The organism is Galbibacter sp. BG1, assembly GCF_013391805.1.
GTDB lineage: Bacteria > Bacteroidota > Bacteroidia > Flavobacteriales > Flavobacteriaceae > Galbibacter.
The window spans coordinates 324,760-341,023 of sequence record NZ_CP058364.1 but is presented as its reverse complement, the minus strand read 5'-3'; the positions used below and the strand labels follow the sequence as shown (position 1 = coordinate 341,023).

Here is a 16,264-nt window from a genome sequence, read left to right as displayed (position 1 = left end):
TTTTTTGGTGGAGTTAAGTTGTTACAATCGCTTATCTGGTTCACTTCGTTTTTCCCATTTCAGGTCGCTTAACATCGAAGATTTAATTCCGATAAAGAAAAACCACGACGCACGGCTGCTAAAGGGAACCCAGTTGAAATTCAGTCTAAAACTTTTTAAGTCCCGTGCAAAACGGAGCTGGGTATAGGTGAATCCCTTTTGTTTGAAATCGTATCCCGAGGAAACACCTACCTTCCATTGCGGGGTAAGGTCTATATTTCCCGAAAACATTAGAGAATTATTGGTAAACTCATTTTGTCGGTTGGAGTTGGAGTAGGTGAGGGAATAAGCCAATCTTAAGTCCCATGGTAACTTTCCTCGGTAAGCTTCCGTTGGGGTATCTTCCGTAGGTTTGTTGTCTTCGTTCGCGAAGGTTCTATCGTCACTAAAGTCTTGCGCCCTACCAAATAAATCATCATCGCGACCACCACTTTGTGTATTGTCTGTTTGTTGCTCATCATCTTCCCCTTCAAAAAACTTACTGTTAATGGAATAACTCACATTAACATTGGCGCTGGTCATTCTAAATAAACTTCCTCCGTTTTCATAATTAAAAACGTCAATTCTAGTTCCGGTGTTGTCAACGGCATAAGGGTCTAGGGTAGCTCCAAAGTTTACGTTCATTTTGTTTTGAAAGAACTGCGTTCCCCCACTTACCCTAACGGGGCTCCATGGAAGGGAATCTGCTACGATATTATAGGAGGTGCTAAAGTTTAGGTTGTTCAGCAGCATCACCTTTCTCGGTTCGGTAGCTGTGGTGTCCTTGTCCCTTACTTTGGCTTCTACTACATTACTCACCGACATCCCAATGTTGTTGGAATTATTTAAACTGGGTGTTCCGTAAAGACCATTTTCAAATGGGGTGTATTGTACTACTTCACCATCTTCATCTATATATTGATCGTAATATTGATCGAAGGCTGGTGTATAGCCATAACTCACAGAAGGTCTAACCGTATGCCGGATTGCCTGAACTTTTTTGTCTTCGCCAAAATTGAAAGTTCCGTAGAGTGTGGTACCAATACTCGCGTTGAGGTTATAGGTCCCAAAGCGCTCAAAACCACTTAAGGTATCTATTGGCGTGTCTTCTAGAATCGGATCGTAGTTGTTGTATTTAAGTGTCTTTAGCTGCCAAACTTCGTTGTAATTTGCCCCTACGGATGTACTGAAAAATTTAAATATTTTGAAGTTTGTACTGATCGGGATGGTGTGCTGAAAACCAACCTTGGCATCGTCAAACATTTCAGATTTAAATAGAAGGGTATCTATAGTTCGAATTTGATTTTCTGCGCGAAAATTATATTGAAAATTTATATTCTGAATAATTCCCCGTTTGGCACCATCTTTAGAGGCGAAAGGGAATATACGTTCCATACTGGCCTGTAAAGTAGGAAGCGTCATGTTTACTGATTGATCGCGGGTATTTTGCTGAATCGAAGTTGTTGCATTTAAATTCACCATAGGTGTCCCCGGGAATGTCTTATTGTACGATATCGACGATTGTAAAGTGTTGTTAAGAAAGTTAGGGGTGTTTAATTGATTAAAGGAATCCTGGTAATACTGACTACTACCAAAGTTTACGGAGGCAGAAAGTCGGGAATTCGGACTCGCTTTGGCGTCCTGACTATGATTCCACTGAATGTTGTAAATGGTACTTCTGCTATAATCGGGGAAACCTCTTTGGCTAGTTACGTTATTTTCATAACGAAAACGCAAAGCACCTCGAAATTTATAGCGCTGTGCATAATTGGTTTCCGTTCTCAGTCCGTAACTTCCATTGGTGTAATAATCTCCCAGAAGTGCCAAGTCGAAATAGTCGCTAATTGCAAAATAGTATCCTCCGTTTTGCAAAGAATACCCTCGCTGATTGGTTTGTCCCGGGGTTGGCATAATAATACCGGAGTTTCTCCTTTCTTGAGACATCGGGAAATAAGCAAATGGAATGGCTATAGGTGTGGGAACATCGGCTATATACATGTTACTAAACCCGGCGATGATCTTTTTGTTGGGCACAAATTTCCCTTTCCGAACCCTAATATAGTAATCGGGATCATCGATGTCGTCGGAGGTGGTGATTTTTCCTTCTTTTAAGAAATAAACAGAATCGTTTTCCTTTTTTACGATTTCCGCAAAAACATTCATCGCCTCCCCGACAGATTGTTCTGTACGCGAATTGAATATAAGGGCTTTTTTGGTGTCGAAATTAAACCGGATGGAATCGGGCTCTATAACACTGTTTCCCTGTTTAAAATATGGAGGTTGAATAAGCGCTCCTGTAGAGTCTTTTATTCTACCGGCATATACTTCGTTTGTGGTGTAGTCTATAACAATGATACCCGATTTTAATTCGTAATCTTGATAATAGACTTCGGCTTCATTGTAAAGATAGATCTTCTTTTCTTTACGACTCATTTTCATGTAGTCTTTGGCCTTATAATTTATTTTTCCTTTTAAAAAGCCTTGCTTGGTAGAATCCTTTGCAATGCTATCGGTTTGTGTAGTGTCTATTTCAGCGACATTGGTGAGGATGTCTTGAGCGGTTATGCTCAAAGTGTCTCTTGGAGTAATTTCTTCTTGAGCCTCGATATTTAGGGTTTGAACTTGAGGTCTTTCTTGTGCATAAAAAAAACCACTGATAAACAGAGAAAACAGCGCTAAAAGTATGTTATGTTTCTTTGCTTGCAAAGCTTTTAATCCTATTTTTGTATAAAGAATGGCTCGGTTTTTGACGTGCCAAACATACGTATATTTTTTGGTCTGTTTGTTATAGATTAACAAATTTTAATCAAATAAATAACAGCTTTAAACCGTTATTATTTTATGAATAGATTTTTTAGTGCATTATTTTTAATACTTGGTCTAGGCTTGTTCCAGCCTGTATTTCCATTCAGCAAAAATCAATCCAAAAACGATAAGTTTACGGTTGTTTTAGATGCCGGCCATGGAGGGCATGATCCAGGGAATATGGGTAACGGTTTTAAAGAGAAAGACATAGCGCTTAAAATTGTATTGCAAGTAGGGGCAATTTTGGAGCAGGATCCCAATATAAAAGTTATTTATACCCGAAAAGACGATAGTTTTGTGGATTTGTACGTACGCGGAAAAATTGCGAATGAGGCGAAAGCGGATCTTTTTGTATCTGTTCACTGCAATTCCCATAACTCAAGTGCGCATGGTACCGAAACCTTTGTGTTGGGTCTGCATGCCAATGAAAGAAACTTTGAGGTTGCCAAAAAGGAGAACTCCGTAATTTATTTGGAAGACGACTATGAGGTAAACTATGCTGGATACGATATTAATTCCCCAGAGTCTTTTATTGGGCTAACCATCATGCAAGAGGAGTTCTTGGACCAGAGTATTTCCCTTGCAAAATCCATACAGGATAATTTTACAGGGAGGCTAAAACGCGTGGATAGAGGGGTAAAACAGGCGGGATTTATCGTTTTGCACCAAACATTTATGCCAAGTGTTTTGGTGGAAACCGGGTTTTTAACCTATAAGCCAGAAGGCTCTTATCTAAATTCCAGTAAGGGTAAATCAGATATGGCCACTTCTATAGCGAGTGCCATAATAAAGTATAAAAAACATGTGGATGAGAATGTAGGAGGCGATTTCTCTTATGAGGTGGAAGATCATTCCCTGCCGCCGGTGTCCAATAAAAATACTTCAGTAGAAACTGCGGCTGGCGTTACTTTTAGGGTTCAAATTGCCGCCGGCTCCAATTCTATTGAAACCAAATCTTACAATTTCAAGGGGCTATCACCTATCAGCAGGGAAAAAGAAGGAAGTGTCTATCGATATTATTATGGGGAAACCGTGAATTATGAAGCTGTGAAGCAATTGCAGCAAGAAGCTATTAACAAAGGCTATAGGAGTAGTTTTATAGTAGCCTTTAAAAGTGGTGAGAAAGTAAAAGTGAGTTCAGTGGTCAATTCCCTGTCAAATTAGAACCAATCTTAAGAAATTATTTCTAATTTTGTTGCTTACACAAAAAAAAAGAGCTTTTGAAATTAACTAAGGAACTTAAAACCGGAATTATAGTTGTAGGTGGTATTGTCTTGTTTATTTTGGGCTTTACTTTTTTAAAAGGACATGAGCTTTTTAGCTCCAGCAGAACCTACTATGCTGTATACCAAAATGTAAATGGTGTTTCTTCTGGCACAGGTGTTAGTATAAATGGCCTTCAGGTGGGTAATGTTAACGATATAAGTTTTGTAAATGGCAAAGGTAATTTAGTGATCACTTTTACAGTGGACAGCGAATTTCAGTTTTCCAAAAACAGTATCGCAGAAATTTATGACACCGGTATTATTGGTGGTAAGAGCTTAAGGGTTATTCCTGTTTACGACGGAAGTCCGCAATCGAAATCTGGGGATACTTTAAAAAGTAATGTAGAACCAGGACTTACCGATCTGGTAAGCCAAAAATTGAATCCACTTCAAAAAGGAATAGACAACTTGCTTAAAAATGCCGATTCGGTAATGGTGGGGGTAGACGATATTCTAGATGAAGAAAGCCGCGCAAATATTAAATCCAGCATCGCCAACCTCGACAAGGTTATTGCCAATTTTGGGGAAGCTTCGGGGACTTTAAAAGAACTTCTTAATACCAATCAAGAAAAATTAAACAGGTCGTTGACCAATATAGATAATTTATCAAGCAACCTATCCAATGTGAGCGATAGTTTGGCCAAAGCAGATATTGGCGCTGCACTTGCAGATTTGCAAAGCAGTATGGCGAAGCTTGATAATGTAATGACAAAAATTGAATCTGGTGACGGTTCGGTAGGTAAATTGTTGAACGATGAAGAGTTGTACACTAATCTTACAGATGCTTCCACAGAATTGGAATTGCTTTTGGAGGATCTTCGATTGAATCCAAAGCGATATGTTCATTTTTCATTATTCGGAAAAAAAGCAAAGCCTTACGAAGCTCCAGAAGAAGAATCTAAAGAAACTAACGAAGAATAGATGGACTTTATACCTCAAATATTATTTGCAATTGTTTTATTGCTTGGCATTGGCTATTTCGTAAAAAACATCAATAAACTTATTAGAAATATCAAGCTTGGTAGAGCTATCGATCGTACCGATAATAAATCGGAGCGATGGGCGAATATGGCCAGAATAGCCTTAGGACAACAAAAAATGGTGGTAAGGCCTATCGCAGGTTTTTTACATATTATCGTCTATGTAGGGTTTATTGTTATTAATATTGAAGTACTGGAAATTATCATCGATGGACTTTTCGGGACCCACCGTATTTTTGCGCCGCTCGGAGCAGCTTATGATGTCCTTATCGGTTCTTTTGAAATTTTAGCATTTCTAGTATTGGTTTCGGTAATTGTTTTTTGGTTACGAAGAAATATAATCAAACTGAAGCGTTTCTTTTATCCTGAAATGAAAGGGTGGCCAAAGAACGATGGAAACATCATTCTTTATTTCGAAATGGTATTGATGGTTCTTTTCTTGACAATGAATGGAGCCGACTATACCTTGCAACAAATGGGAGCACCACATTACGTTCAAGCAGGGGCTTTTCCCATAAGTCAGTTTCTTGTTCCTTTATTCGATGGATTAAGCGAAGGAACCGTTGTTTTAATTGAAAGAAGTGCCTGGTGGCTTCATATTATCGGGATTTTAATATTTCTGAACTACCTATATTTTTCAAAGCACTTACATATTCTATTGGCATTTCCAAATACTTGGTTCGCCAATTTAAATCCGAAGGGACAATTTGAAAACTTAGAATCTGTTACCAATGAAGTTAAATTGATGATGGATCCAGATGCAGACCCTTTTGCTGCTCCAGCCGAAGGGGATATGGATGAGGAGCCAGAAAAGTTTGGAGCTTCAGATGTTATTGATTTAAACCAAGTACAGCTATTGAATGCTTATACATGTACCGAATGTGGAAGGTGTACGAGCGAATGCCCGGCAAGTCAAACCGGGAAAAAACTATCGCCGAGAAAGATCATGATGGACACAAGGGATCGTCTTGAGGAAGTTGGTAAAAATATAGATAACAACAATGGGACTTTTGTAGACGATGGGAAACAGCTGCTCGACGATTATATTACCCGGGAGGAGCTTTGGGCGTGTACCACTTGTAACGCTTGTGTAGAGGCCTGCCCCGTAAGTATCAATCCGCTTTCTATTATTATGGATATGCGCCGTTATTTGGTGATGGAGCAATCTGCGGCACCAATGGAACTAAATAATATGATGGGGAATGTAGAAAACAATGGAGCTCCATGGCCATACAACCAAATGGATAGATTGAACTGGAAGAACGAATAATTAAAACCAACAAATAATACTTTAAAATGAACAAAGAAGAAGTTGAGAAATTACTTAACGAGAAATTAGAGGACGGGGAACATATAAGTCCGGTCTTGCCTAAGGGAATAAAAAATTATTTAATTGATATTGATGGAACCATCTGCGATGATATTCCCAATGAGGAGCCAGAGCGTATGGCTACGGCACAAGTATATCCAGATGCTTTAAAAACCCTTAACAAGTGGTTTGAAGAAGGGCATATTATTTATTTCTTTACTTCTCGAACAGAAGACCATAGAAAAACTACTGAAGATTGGTTAAATCGTCATGGGTTTAAATACCATGGAATGGTTATGGGTAAACCTAGAGGAGGTAATTACCATTGGATTGATAATCACTTGGTAAAAGCAACAAGATACAACGGTAAATTCACCGATTTAATTGATAAACAAGTGAAAATACAGGTTTTCGACGACGGAAAACACGATTAGATTAAGATAAAACTATAAAACTGTCACCTAGCTTTTAGGTGACAGTTTAAAATATTAAGAGCGAATTAAGCGAAAATTTAGGACATGAGCGACACAATTAAAGTACCTACAATGGCAGAAATGATGGCGGAAGGTAAAACTCCAGAAGTTTTATTTTGGGTAGGGTGTTCCGGAAGTTTTGATGACAGAGCCAAAAAAATTACAAAAGCATTTGTGAAGTTATTGAACAAAGCAAATGTAGATTTTGCAGTGTTGGGTACCGAAGAAAGTTGTACGGGAGATCCAGCAAAGCGCGCCGGAAACGAAATGTTATTTCAAATGCAGGCGATGACCAATATCGAGGTCTTAAATGGGTATGAAATCAAAAAAATTGTAACCGCTTGTCCGCATTGCTTTAATACGCTTAAAAATGAATATCCTTCCCTAGGAGGAGATTACGAGGTTGTTCACCATACCCAATTTTTACGTTCGCTATTGGCCGAAGGTAAGTTAACCATAGAAGGGGGGAAATTTAAAGGAAAGAGAATTACTTTTCACGATCCCTGCTATTTGGGAAGAGCAAACGATGTTTATGAAGCTCCCCGGGAGTTAATAGAAAAGCTAGAAGCAGAACTGGTAGAAATGAAAAGCTGTAAAAAGAGAGGTTTGTGCTGTGGTGCGGGAGGGGCTCAAATGTTTAAGGAACCCGAAAAAGGTGCTAAAGACATAAATATCGAGCGTACCGAACAAGCTATAGAAACCAAACCAGAAATTATTGCTGCTGGATGTCCATTCTGTAACACCATGTTAACCGATGGGGTAAAAGGCAAAGACAAAGAAGGGGAAATTGCTGTAATGGATGTGGCAGAGCTCATAGCCAACGCAGAGGATCTCTAGGTAAAAATGAAAAAGGAATCTTTTAAAATTAAAAGAAAATGTTTGTAGCGTTTAACGAATTATCGGAATCTGCCAGGGTCTGGATCTATCAGGCCAATAGAAGTTTTACTGAAGAAGAAATAAAAGAATTAAACCTCAAACTCCAAAGCTTTTTGGGGGAATGGACGGCGCACGGAGCCAATCTCAAAGCTTCTTTCGAAATACGTTATAAAAGATTTATAATTATAGCACTAGATCAAGAGTTTAACGCTGCCAGTGGTTGTTCTATCGATGCCTCGGTGCGGTTTATACAACAACTCGAAAAAGATTACAACGTCGATCTACTCGATAAAATGAATGTCTCCTACAGACAAGGTGATTTTATCGCCTACAAGCCCCTTATCGATTTTAAAAAAATGGCAAAGGATCGGGCTGTTTCACAAAACACCATTGTGTTTAATAATTTGGTTACCAATAAAGAAGAGTATCAAAACTATTGGGAAGTACCTGCTAGGGATAGCTGGCATGCCAGATTCATGAATTAAAAATTTAACTTTTTGGTTAATATTTTTAAGTAAAAACAGTCGTTTTTTTCAAAATTTTAAGTTTCTTTTGTAAGAAAGATTGTCTTTTTAATAAAATTTATTCATGATTGTGAGAAAAAGTTTGTTTGTGTTGCTGTTTGTTTTTGCGCTCTCAAAAATTAACGGTCAACAGATAGACCCATTGTTATCAAAAGATTCAGAGGAACAGGCAAAATGGGTAGATAGTGTCTACAATACCCTTACGCTTAAAGAAAAAATAGGCCAACTTTTTATGATACGTGCTTTCTCCGGTGGAGACGATGAGCATATTGAAAAGGTTAAAAAATTGGTTGCTGAAAATCAAGTTGGAGGAATAATTTTTTCCACTGGAGGCCCTTACCGTCAAGCAAAACTAAATAACGAATTACAGGATTCATCGAAAGTAAAAATGCTCATGTCCATGGATGCAGAATGGGGATTGTCCATGCGTTTGGATTCCACTTTTGCCTTTCCGTATAATATGGTATTGGGTGCCGTAAAAGATGACGACTTGGTACGTCGCGTTGGAAAACACATAGGCGAGCATACCAAACGTTTGGGGATGCACATAAATTTTGCTCCCGATGTAGACATCAACACCAATCCTAAAAATCCTATAATAGGCAACCGGTCTTTTGGGGAGAATAGGGATAAAGTTACCAAAAAAGCCATGGCCTTTATGGAAGGGATGCAGTCTGCGGGCGTATTGGCAAATGCAAAGCACTTTCCTGGTCACGGCGATACTTCGCAGGATTCGCATAAAACCTTGCCCACCGTTTCTTTCGATAAAGAACGTATCGATAGTGTAGAGTTGTACCCATACAAAAAATTATTTCCTAAAGGGCTTGCCAGTGTTATGGTAGCCCATTTAAATGTTCCTAGTTTAGAGTCTAGGGAAGGTTTTCCGTCTTCTTTGTCCAAAGGTATTGTAACCGATTTATTGAAAGAGAAACTTCGGTTTAACGGGCTCATTTTTACGGATGCCTTGGAAATGAAAGGGGTAGCTAATTATGCCGATTCCGGTAATGTAGATCTTTCGGCTTTCTTAGCAGGTAATGATATGCTTTTAATTTCCGATGATACCGAAAAAGGGATTAATAAACTTGAAGAAGCTTACGAAAATGGTGTCATTACTGAAGAAAGATTGGCTTATTCTGTAAGGAAGGTTCTTAAAGCGAAATACTTGGTCGGTTTAAACAATTATAAACCGGTAGATACCACGAATTTGTATCGCGATTTAAACAGGGTTAAAGATAAAATTTTGTTTGAAGAGGTTATGGAAAATGCTATTACAGTAGCTAAAAATGACAATCAAATAATACCTGTAAGGAATTTAGAAGACAAAAAAATAGCATACGTTGGTTTGGGTGATGGCGAAAATGAAGCGTTTGTTAATACGCTTCAAAAGTATGGAATTGTCGATTATGTAAAGAGTGACAATCTTGGGGATTTATTAGATTCATTACAGCCTTATAATTTAGTTATTGTTGGGCATCACCGTTCTACTGAAACCCCCTGGAAAACCGCAGACATATCCGATCAAGAAAAAGTGTGGATTTATGAAATTGCGAGGGCACACAAAGTTATATTGGATGTTTTTGTAAAGCCTTATGCGCTTCTAGACCTTCAGAGTATCGAAAATATTGAAGGAATTGTGGTGAGTTACCTTAACGATACCATTTCCCAAGAAAAATCCGCAGAGATAATTTTTGGAGCTATTCCTTCCAAAGGGAGCCTACCAGTGATGGCCAACGTAAAACTCCCGGAAAACAGGGGTTTTTTAACCAACTCTCTCTCCCGTTTAGGGTACAGCGTTCCAGAGCGGGTAAATATGAGCAGTGAAACTTTAAAGAAAGTGGACTCTGTAATGAAAAGAGCTATTCGTTCTGGAGTAACACCGGGAGGTCAAATTCTCATTGCACGGCATGGGAAAGTTATTTACAATAAAAATTTCGGCAAATTTGCTTACGATGCCAATGCAGAAGTGGTGCAAAGCAATAATTTATACGATGTTGCTTCCCTAACAAAAATTATGGCCACGTTGCCAAATATCATGCAATTAGTGGAAAAGGGGGAGATTAGTTTCGATACTACCTTAGGGGAAATGTTACCAGAACTTAAGGGAAGCAATAAAGCTAATTTAAAATTGGTAGAAGTTTTATCGCATTATGCTCGTTTAAAACCATGGATTCCCTTTTACCTAAATACCTTGGACGACGGAACCAAAAAACCTTTAGAAAAATATTACCGCGAAGAACCTAGCAGGAAATTCAATACGCAGGTTGCCGATCATTTGTATATTAGAAATGATTATCGGGATTCTATCATCCAACAAATAAAGGAAAGCGAATTGTTGCCGAGATTGGAATATAAATATAGTGATTTACCATTTCTACTGCTTCAAAGATATTTGGAAAACTATTATAAAGAACCTTTGGATGAAATTGCCCAAGACCATTTTTATAAATCTTTGGGGATGAATTATACAACCTTTAATCCACTTGATAAATTTGGGAAAGGTGAAATTGTGCCTACTGAAGTGGATGATTATTTTAGGTACCAAACCATACAAGGCTATGTGCACGATATGGGAGCAGCCATGCTGGGAGGTGTAGGCGGCCATGCCGGGTTGTTTAGCACTTCTAACGATTTGGCAAAAATGATGCAAATGTATCTGCAAAAAGGATATTATGGTGGTAAACGGTATTTTAGCGAAGCTACTTTAGATAAATTCAATACCTGCTATTATTGCGATAATGATAATAGGAGAGGGGTTGGTTTCGATAAGCCTCAATTGGGCGATGTAGGTCCTACTTGTGGTTGCGTTTCTATGACGAGTTTTGGGCATAGCGGTTTTACTGGAACTTATGCATGGGCAGATCCTGCAGAAGGTTTAGTATATATTTTTCTTTCCAACAGGACGTACCCAACCATGATGAATAGAAAATTAATTACCGAAGCTACCCGTACTGTCATTCAGGAGATTATTTACGAATCTATTGAAAGGTGGTAAAAAAGACGAAATGTGTTGTAAATTATAATATAAAAATGCGACCTAGTTCAAAGAAAATATCAGAAAATTAAAAATATGCGTATAGGGATTGTATGTTATCCAACTTTTGGTGGTAGTGGTGTAGTGGCAACAGAACTTGGGATGGCATTGGCAAACAGAGGTCACGAAATTCATTTTATAACATACAAACAGCCGGTACGCTTGGCATTACTAAAAGGAAGAATTCATTTTCACGAAGTAAATGTGCCAGAATATCCATTGTTCCATTACCAGCCTTATGAGCTAGCGCTTTCAAGCAAGCTTGTAGACATGATAAAGCTTCATAAAATTGAGGTTTTGCACGTGCATTATGCCATTCCACACGCGTACGCGGCCTATATGGCCAAAAAGATGTTACAAACACAGGGGATCGAAATTCCCATTGTCACCACCCTTCACGGTACAGATATTACCTTGGTTGGTAATCATCCTTTCTATAAGCCTGCAGTAACATTTAGTATCAATAAATCAGATGTGGTTACTTCGGTTTCCAAAAGCTTAAAGGAAGATACCAAACGTCTTTTCGATATCAAACGCAAGATTCATGTAATCCCGAATTTTATAGATGTTTCTAAATATAACCGAGCTTTTACCGATTGCCAACGCGGCATGATGGCGGAAGAAAATGAGCGGATTATTACGCACATCAGTAATTTTAGAAAGGTTAAGCGCATTCCAGATGTCATTAATATATTTAACGGCATTCAAAAAGAAGTTCCCGCAAAACTCATTATGGTAGGGGAAGGCCCGGAGCGCGAAGGAGCAGAAGCTTTGGCAGATCGTTTGGGAATTGGAGAGAAAGTGGTTTTCTTGGGTAATAGCAACGAGGTTGATAAAATATTGTGTTTTTCAGATTTGTTTTTATTGCCTTCGGAAACGGAAAGTTTTGGTCTAGCGGCACTGGAAGCCATGGTAAATGAAGTTCCCGTAATTTCCAGCAACACAGGCGGGATTCCTGAAGTGAATAAAGATGGTTTTAGTGGTTATCTAAGCAATGTGGGTGATGTGGATAGCATGACCAAAAATGCCATAAAAATCTTAAAGGAGGAAACCACTTTGAATACTTACAAAAAGCAGGCCAGGGAACAAGCCACAAGTTTCGATATCGATAAAATTGTTCCCCGTTATGAAGAAATCTATGAAAAAGCTTACAACAAAGTTTTCAATAGAACTTCTTGAAGAAATTCATCATTGTAAATTATAGAATAGGTTGGACTCATTGGGTCTTTATATTACTGTCCCTAAAATTTTTTATTTCTTTTTTACCTTTGGGGTATTCTTTTCTTTATTCCTTACATAAATTAATTTGTGTTTGCTCTTGGCATTTACCCGTTGATCGAGCTCAAAATTTCCAATCGATTTAATTAGAGGGGTCAGTTTATCGAACCCATAATTTCGAGAATCGAAGTTGGGCTGTTTTTTTTGCAATAGGCTGCCTACGTCACCAAGGAAGGCCCATCCATCCTCGTCAGAAAGGTCGGAAATAGTGGTGGAGATTAAGTTGATTTCCTTACGCGTAATGGCATCCACGTTGGGTTTATGATTGTCTTTGTTATCGTCACTTTTCTTCTCTGTATGACTTTTCAGTATTTCAATATAAACAAACTTATCGCAAGCAACAATAAAAGGACTTGGGGTTTTCTTTTCGCCAATACCAATTACTTGCATTCCAGCTTCCCTTAGCCTAGTGGCCAATCTGGTAAAATCGCTATCACTCGACACCAAACAGAATCCGTTCACTTTTCCGCTATAAAGAATATCCATGGCGTCTATAATCATAGCAGAATCGGTAGCGTTTTTTCCCGTGGTATAACCGTATTGCTGAATAGGGGTTATGGCATTTTCCAATAACAGATTTTTCCATTTGGTAAGATTGGGCTTGGTCCAGTCCCCATAAATTCTCTTTATAGTAGGGTTTCCATACTTGGCAATTTCTTCCATCATCTCTTTTACATGAGCCGATGGGATATTGTCGCCATCTATTAGTACAGCTAAGTTTGTGTTACCATTCATGAATTGGAAATTTTAATTATTTTTAGCTTGAAGTTTTATTCAAACTACTTTAATGATTAGGGTGTTTACACTTTTAAGTAAGGTTCAAAGTGTCAAATCAATCGAAATTCTTTGTATTCAAACCAAGTGCTTACTTCTTCCAGCACAAGTTAGTGAAAAATTAATATCCAAAACTTTATGTTTAACAATCAGCTACAGAATAATGGAAGAAATAAAATACGAAGGGAGATTAATTTTTTAATAGTTCCCTTAAAATAAAAAGGGTTTGTAAAATACAAACCCTATCATTGTGTTATTCAATTGTAATGGGAACAGACGTTGCTCTATAGTTTCCATAGAAAACGCCACCGGCAGAAGTAGATTCCATTTCCGTGGAAACATCCTTCCTTTCAATATATAATCTTCCTGGTTGAGGATCTATTTCGCTTAATACCGTAGGATTCAATACCACCGTTTCGGCATTCTCGTCTGCTTCAATAAATATTTTAGTCTGGCCAAGATTATTAGGAACCACTGTAACAACTACAGAAGATTCTCCGCTACCAACAGGATCTCCAATCCAATCAATATCATAGGATTTGCTTCTTTCGATAGTTGTAGGTACGTTTTCGACAAAAGCAATAGGTTTGATTGCAAATTCGTTTGTGAAAGTATTTCCTTCAATATCGGTATAAGTAAAAGTTCCAGATTCCACAAGACCAGACATTTCTAACTCATAGTTGCCCAATAGGCTGTTAAATGGAATTTTCTTATCGTTAAATGTTACCGAAGCCCCTTCTGAAAGTTCAAGTCTTGTGCCAGAAGCATTGCCAAACGTAAATGTGGCTTTTGCTACGGTTTTATCTTCGTCTTGGAGGTACAGAATCTCATAGGATGTAAAAATTCTGTTTTGGGTTACGTCTTCAGAATTTTCAGTTTCACAACTCGTGAAGAATGATAACGCCACAGCGCATAGGAGAATAAGTTTTTTCATGATTAAATTCGATTTTAGGTTGATTACTTATTGGTTTAAAAAGGGATTACAAATTTAATACCAATTTTGAATGTATTTGAATTTAATATGAATGTTTCTAAGAAAAAGGATTAAGTTTTGAAACTGGGTAAAACTATTTCCCTCCAAAAAAGGATTTCATAATTACTTTTAGGCTATAAAATCCCATTACTATTGCGCCTATGGCAAGTAGAAGTCCAAAAATTAAAACTGGCCAGTACCACGGATGTGACTGGTTTTTAAATGCTTGATAAATAACCGTAGGTGCCGTAAACATTAAGGCTACGGTATAAGCAAAGTACTTTAGGCTTTTTAAAAATAACTCTCTATCCGTTCTTTTCATTCTGAAAGGCGTTTATGGCACTACGAACGCTTCCATTGGTTTCCAAAAGTTTCGAAGCCTTTTCCCGGTCCACTGCAATTTCGTCCATTATCATCCTTACACCGCGATCTACCAATTTATGATTGCTAAGCTGCATGTCTACCATCTTGTTGCCTTTCACGCGGCCTAAGCGAATCATAACTGCCGTAGAAATCATATTTAAGACCAATTTCTGGGCGGTACCGGCTTTCATACGGGAACTACCCGTAACAAATTCGGGGCCCACTACCACTTCTATAGGAAATTTGGCTTCTGCTGCCATAGGGCTGTTTTTGTTGCAGGTAATGCATCCCGTAACAATATTATTTTTATTGCATTCCTGCAATGCTCCAATAACGTAGGGGGTGGTTCCCGAAGCCGCAATACCAACCACCACATCTTTTTCAGAAATATTATATTCCTGAAGATCTTTCCAACCTTGGTCTAAACTGTCTTCTGCAAATTCCACTGCTTTTCTTATGGCTACTTCACCACCAGCAATAATCCCTACTACCAAATCGTAGGGAACCCCAAAGGTTGGAGGACATTCTGAAGCATCTACAACACCTAATCGACCACTGGTCCCAGCCCCCATATAAAAAAGGCGTCCGCCGTTTTCCAATTTGGGAACAATAGCGTTTACTAACATTTCTATAGAAGAAATTTCTTTTTCTACTGCTAGGGGTACTGTTTTATCCTCGGCGTTTATATTGGTGAGGAGTTCGTTGACCGTCATTTTTTCAAGATGATCGTACTTGGATGTCTGTTCTGTAGTCTTCGTAAAATTCATGCATCAAAAGTAAAAATTATTACTCAATTGTATACGTAAATCGATCAGTTTGTGATAATCTAAAATAACCAAACGCAAAATTATCGATATCGTTACTGTTTACAATGTTTCCCCTAACGGTTGCGGGTTGAGTTTCAAAAGGGCCACCTCCATCGGTTCCAGTTTGTGCCAACAAGGTTTGCATAAATGCGAAGTACCTTTTGGATACTCCGTAAAGGGTAATGTCTACTTCGTCTCCTACGGAAAGTTCTTCACTGGCAAAGAATGCAAAGATTTCATTCCCATTTACCAAGCGATCTTCTATAATGTCAATCGTATTATCGTTTTCGGCATCGAATGTATAGAAATAGTAGTTTTCTTCGTCCGCTGGATCCTGAAAGTATGCTTTGAGTTCTATATACTCTTCACCAAACACTTCACCATTATTTTGAGTTACATATTCGAGGTCTGAAACAGGGAGTAAGGTTTCTTCCGCAGTATAGGTTTCCCCTTCGTAAACCACGGTAAGAAAATAGGTGGCATTAAGAACCGGCTCAAAGTCTTCACAAATATAGTATCCACTATTGCCATCTTCTAAAAAATCGAACCGTTCCCCGCCTTCATTCAGGATAAAAACTTCGGCATCGTTTGCCGGGGGTACTTCGGTATCAAAATAAGGAGCTGTGGTGGTTAACCTTATTTCTTGGTTGGCTCCACTGGTTTGTTTAACCCAATTTATAGAAGCCTCTATAACCAGTCTCGGAGGTGCGGTCTCTAGATCTACATCGATAACCTCTTCACAGGAAAACAAAAAAATTGAAACGATAAGTATAATTAATTTTTTCATGA

At 38.3% G+C, this 16,264-nt stretch carries 14 protein-coding genes; 8 read left to right on the top strand and 6 right to left on the bottom strand.

Annotation, left to right across the window (positions count from 1 at the left end; genetic code table 11):
* Window positions 1-21: 21 nt before the first annotated feature.
* Window positions 22-2,724, bottom strand: a complete 2,703-nt coding sequence (locus tag HX109_RS01465; protein WP_255462733.1) for a putative LPS assembly protein LptD — start codon at window positions 2,722-2,724, stop codon at window positions 22-24.
* Between the two features lie 135 nt (window positions 2,725-2,859).
* Here HX109_RS01465 and HX109_RS01460 point away from each other — a divergent pair, with 135 nt between their 5' ends.
* From HX109_RS01460 to bshA, 8 genes are all read left to right on the top strand, one after another.
* Window positions 2,860-3,987, top strand: a complete 1,128-nt coding sequence (locus HX109_RS01460; RefSeq protein WP_178949457.1) for an N-acetylmuramoyl-L-alanine amidase — start codon at window positions 2,860-2,862, stop codon at window positions 3,985-3,987.
* 56 nt (window positions 3,988-4,043) lie between these two features.
* A complete protein-coding gene (locus HX109_RS01455) occupies window positions 4,044-5,009 on the top strand; it encodes an MlaD family protein (RefSeq protein WP_178949456.1) in 966 nt (321 codons plus the stop codon).
* A complete protein-coding gene (locus HX109_RS01450; protein WP_178949455.1) occupies window positions 5,010-6,338 on the top strand; it encodes a (Fe-S)-binding protein in 1,329 nt (442 codons plus the stop codon).
* A gap of 26 nt (window positions 6,339-6,364) precedes the next feature.
* Window positions 6,365-6,811, top strand: coding sequence for a phosphoheptose isomerase (locus tag HX109_RS01445; protein WP_178949454.1), 447 nt, complete (start codon window positions 6,365-6,367; stop codon window positions 6,809-6,811).
* An 84-nt stretch (window positions 6,812-6,895) separates the two neighbouring features.
* A complete protein-coding gene (locus tag HX109_RS01440) occupies window positions 6,896-7,687 on the top strand; it encodes a (Fe-S)-binding protein (protein ID WP_178949453.1) in 792 nt (263 codons plus the stop codon).
* Window positions 7,688-7,725: 38 nt separating this feature from the next.
* Entirely contained in the window at window positions 7,726-8,211 is a 486-nt protein-coding gene (locus HX109_RS01435; protein WP_178949452.1) for an ABC transporter ATPase, read from the top strand.
* A 103-nt stretch (window positions 8,212-8,314) separates the two neighbouring features.
* Window positions 8,315-11,242 (top strand): glycoside hydrolase family 3 N-terminal domain-containing protein, encoded by a 2,928-nt coding sequence (locus HX109_RS01430; RefSeq protein ID WP_178949451.1) that lies wholly within the window; start codon window positions 8,315-8,317, stop codon window positions 11,240-11,242.
* Window positions 11,243-11,317: 75 nt separating this feature from the next.
* The gene (gene bshA / locus HX109_RS01425; RefSeq protein ID WP_178949450.1) at window positions 11,318-12,460 is read left to right on the top strand and encodes an N-acetyl-alpha-D-glucosaminyl L-malate synthase BshA; all 1,143 of its coding nucleotides are present in this window, start codon (window positions 11,318-11,320) and stop codon (window positions 12,458-12,460) included.
* Window positions 12,461-12,532: 72 nt separating this feature from the next.
* Here the strand turns inward: bshA and HX109_RS01420 are convergent, their stop codons facing one another.
* From HX109_RS01420 to HX109_RS01400, 5 genes are all read right to left on the bottom strand, one after another.
* Window positions 12,533-13,294 (bottom strand): NYN domain-containing protein, encoded by a 762-nt coding sequence (locus HX109_RS01420; RefSeq protein ID WP_178949449.1) that lies wholly within the window; start codon window positions 13,292-13,294, stop codon window positions 12,533-12,535.
* A 292-nt stretch (window positions 13,295-13,586) separates the two neighbouring features.
* On the bottom strand, window positions 13,587-14,267 hold the full coding sequence (locus HX109_RS01415) for a hypothetical protein (RefSeq protein ID WP_178949448.1): 681 nt from the start codon (window positions 14,265-14,267) through the stop codon (window positions 13,587-13,589).
* Window positions 14,268-14,400: 133 nt separating this feature from the next.
* A complete protein-coding gene (locus HX109_RS01410; protein WP_178949447.1) occupies window positions 14,401-14,628 on the bottom strand; it encodes a DUF6095 family protein in 228 nt (75 codons plus the stop codon).
* On the bottom strand, window positions 14,612-15,436 hold the full coding sequence (gene murQ, locus HX109_RS01405; RefSeq protein ID WP_178949446.1) for an N-acetylmuramic acid 6-phosphate etherase: 825 nt from the start codon (window positions 15,434-15,436) through the stop codon (window positions 14,612-14,614). The genes HX109_RS01410 and murQ overlap by 17 nt, the downstream gene beginning before the upstream one ends.
* A gap of 19 nt (window positions 15,437-15,455) precedes the next feature.
* A complete protein-coding gene (locus tag HX109_RS01400; protein ID WP_178949445.1) occupies window positions 15,456-16,262 on the bottom strand; it encodes a DUF4249 domain-containing protein in 807 nt (268 codons plus the stop codon).
* Window positions 16,263-16,264 lie beyond the last annotated feature (2 nt).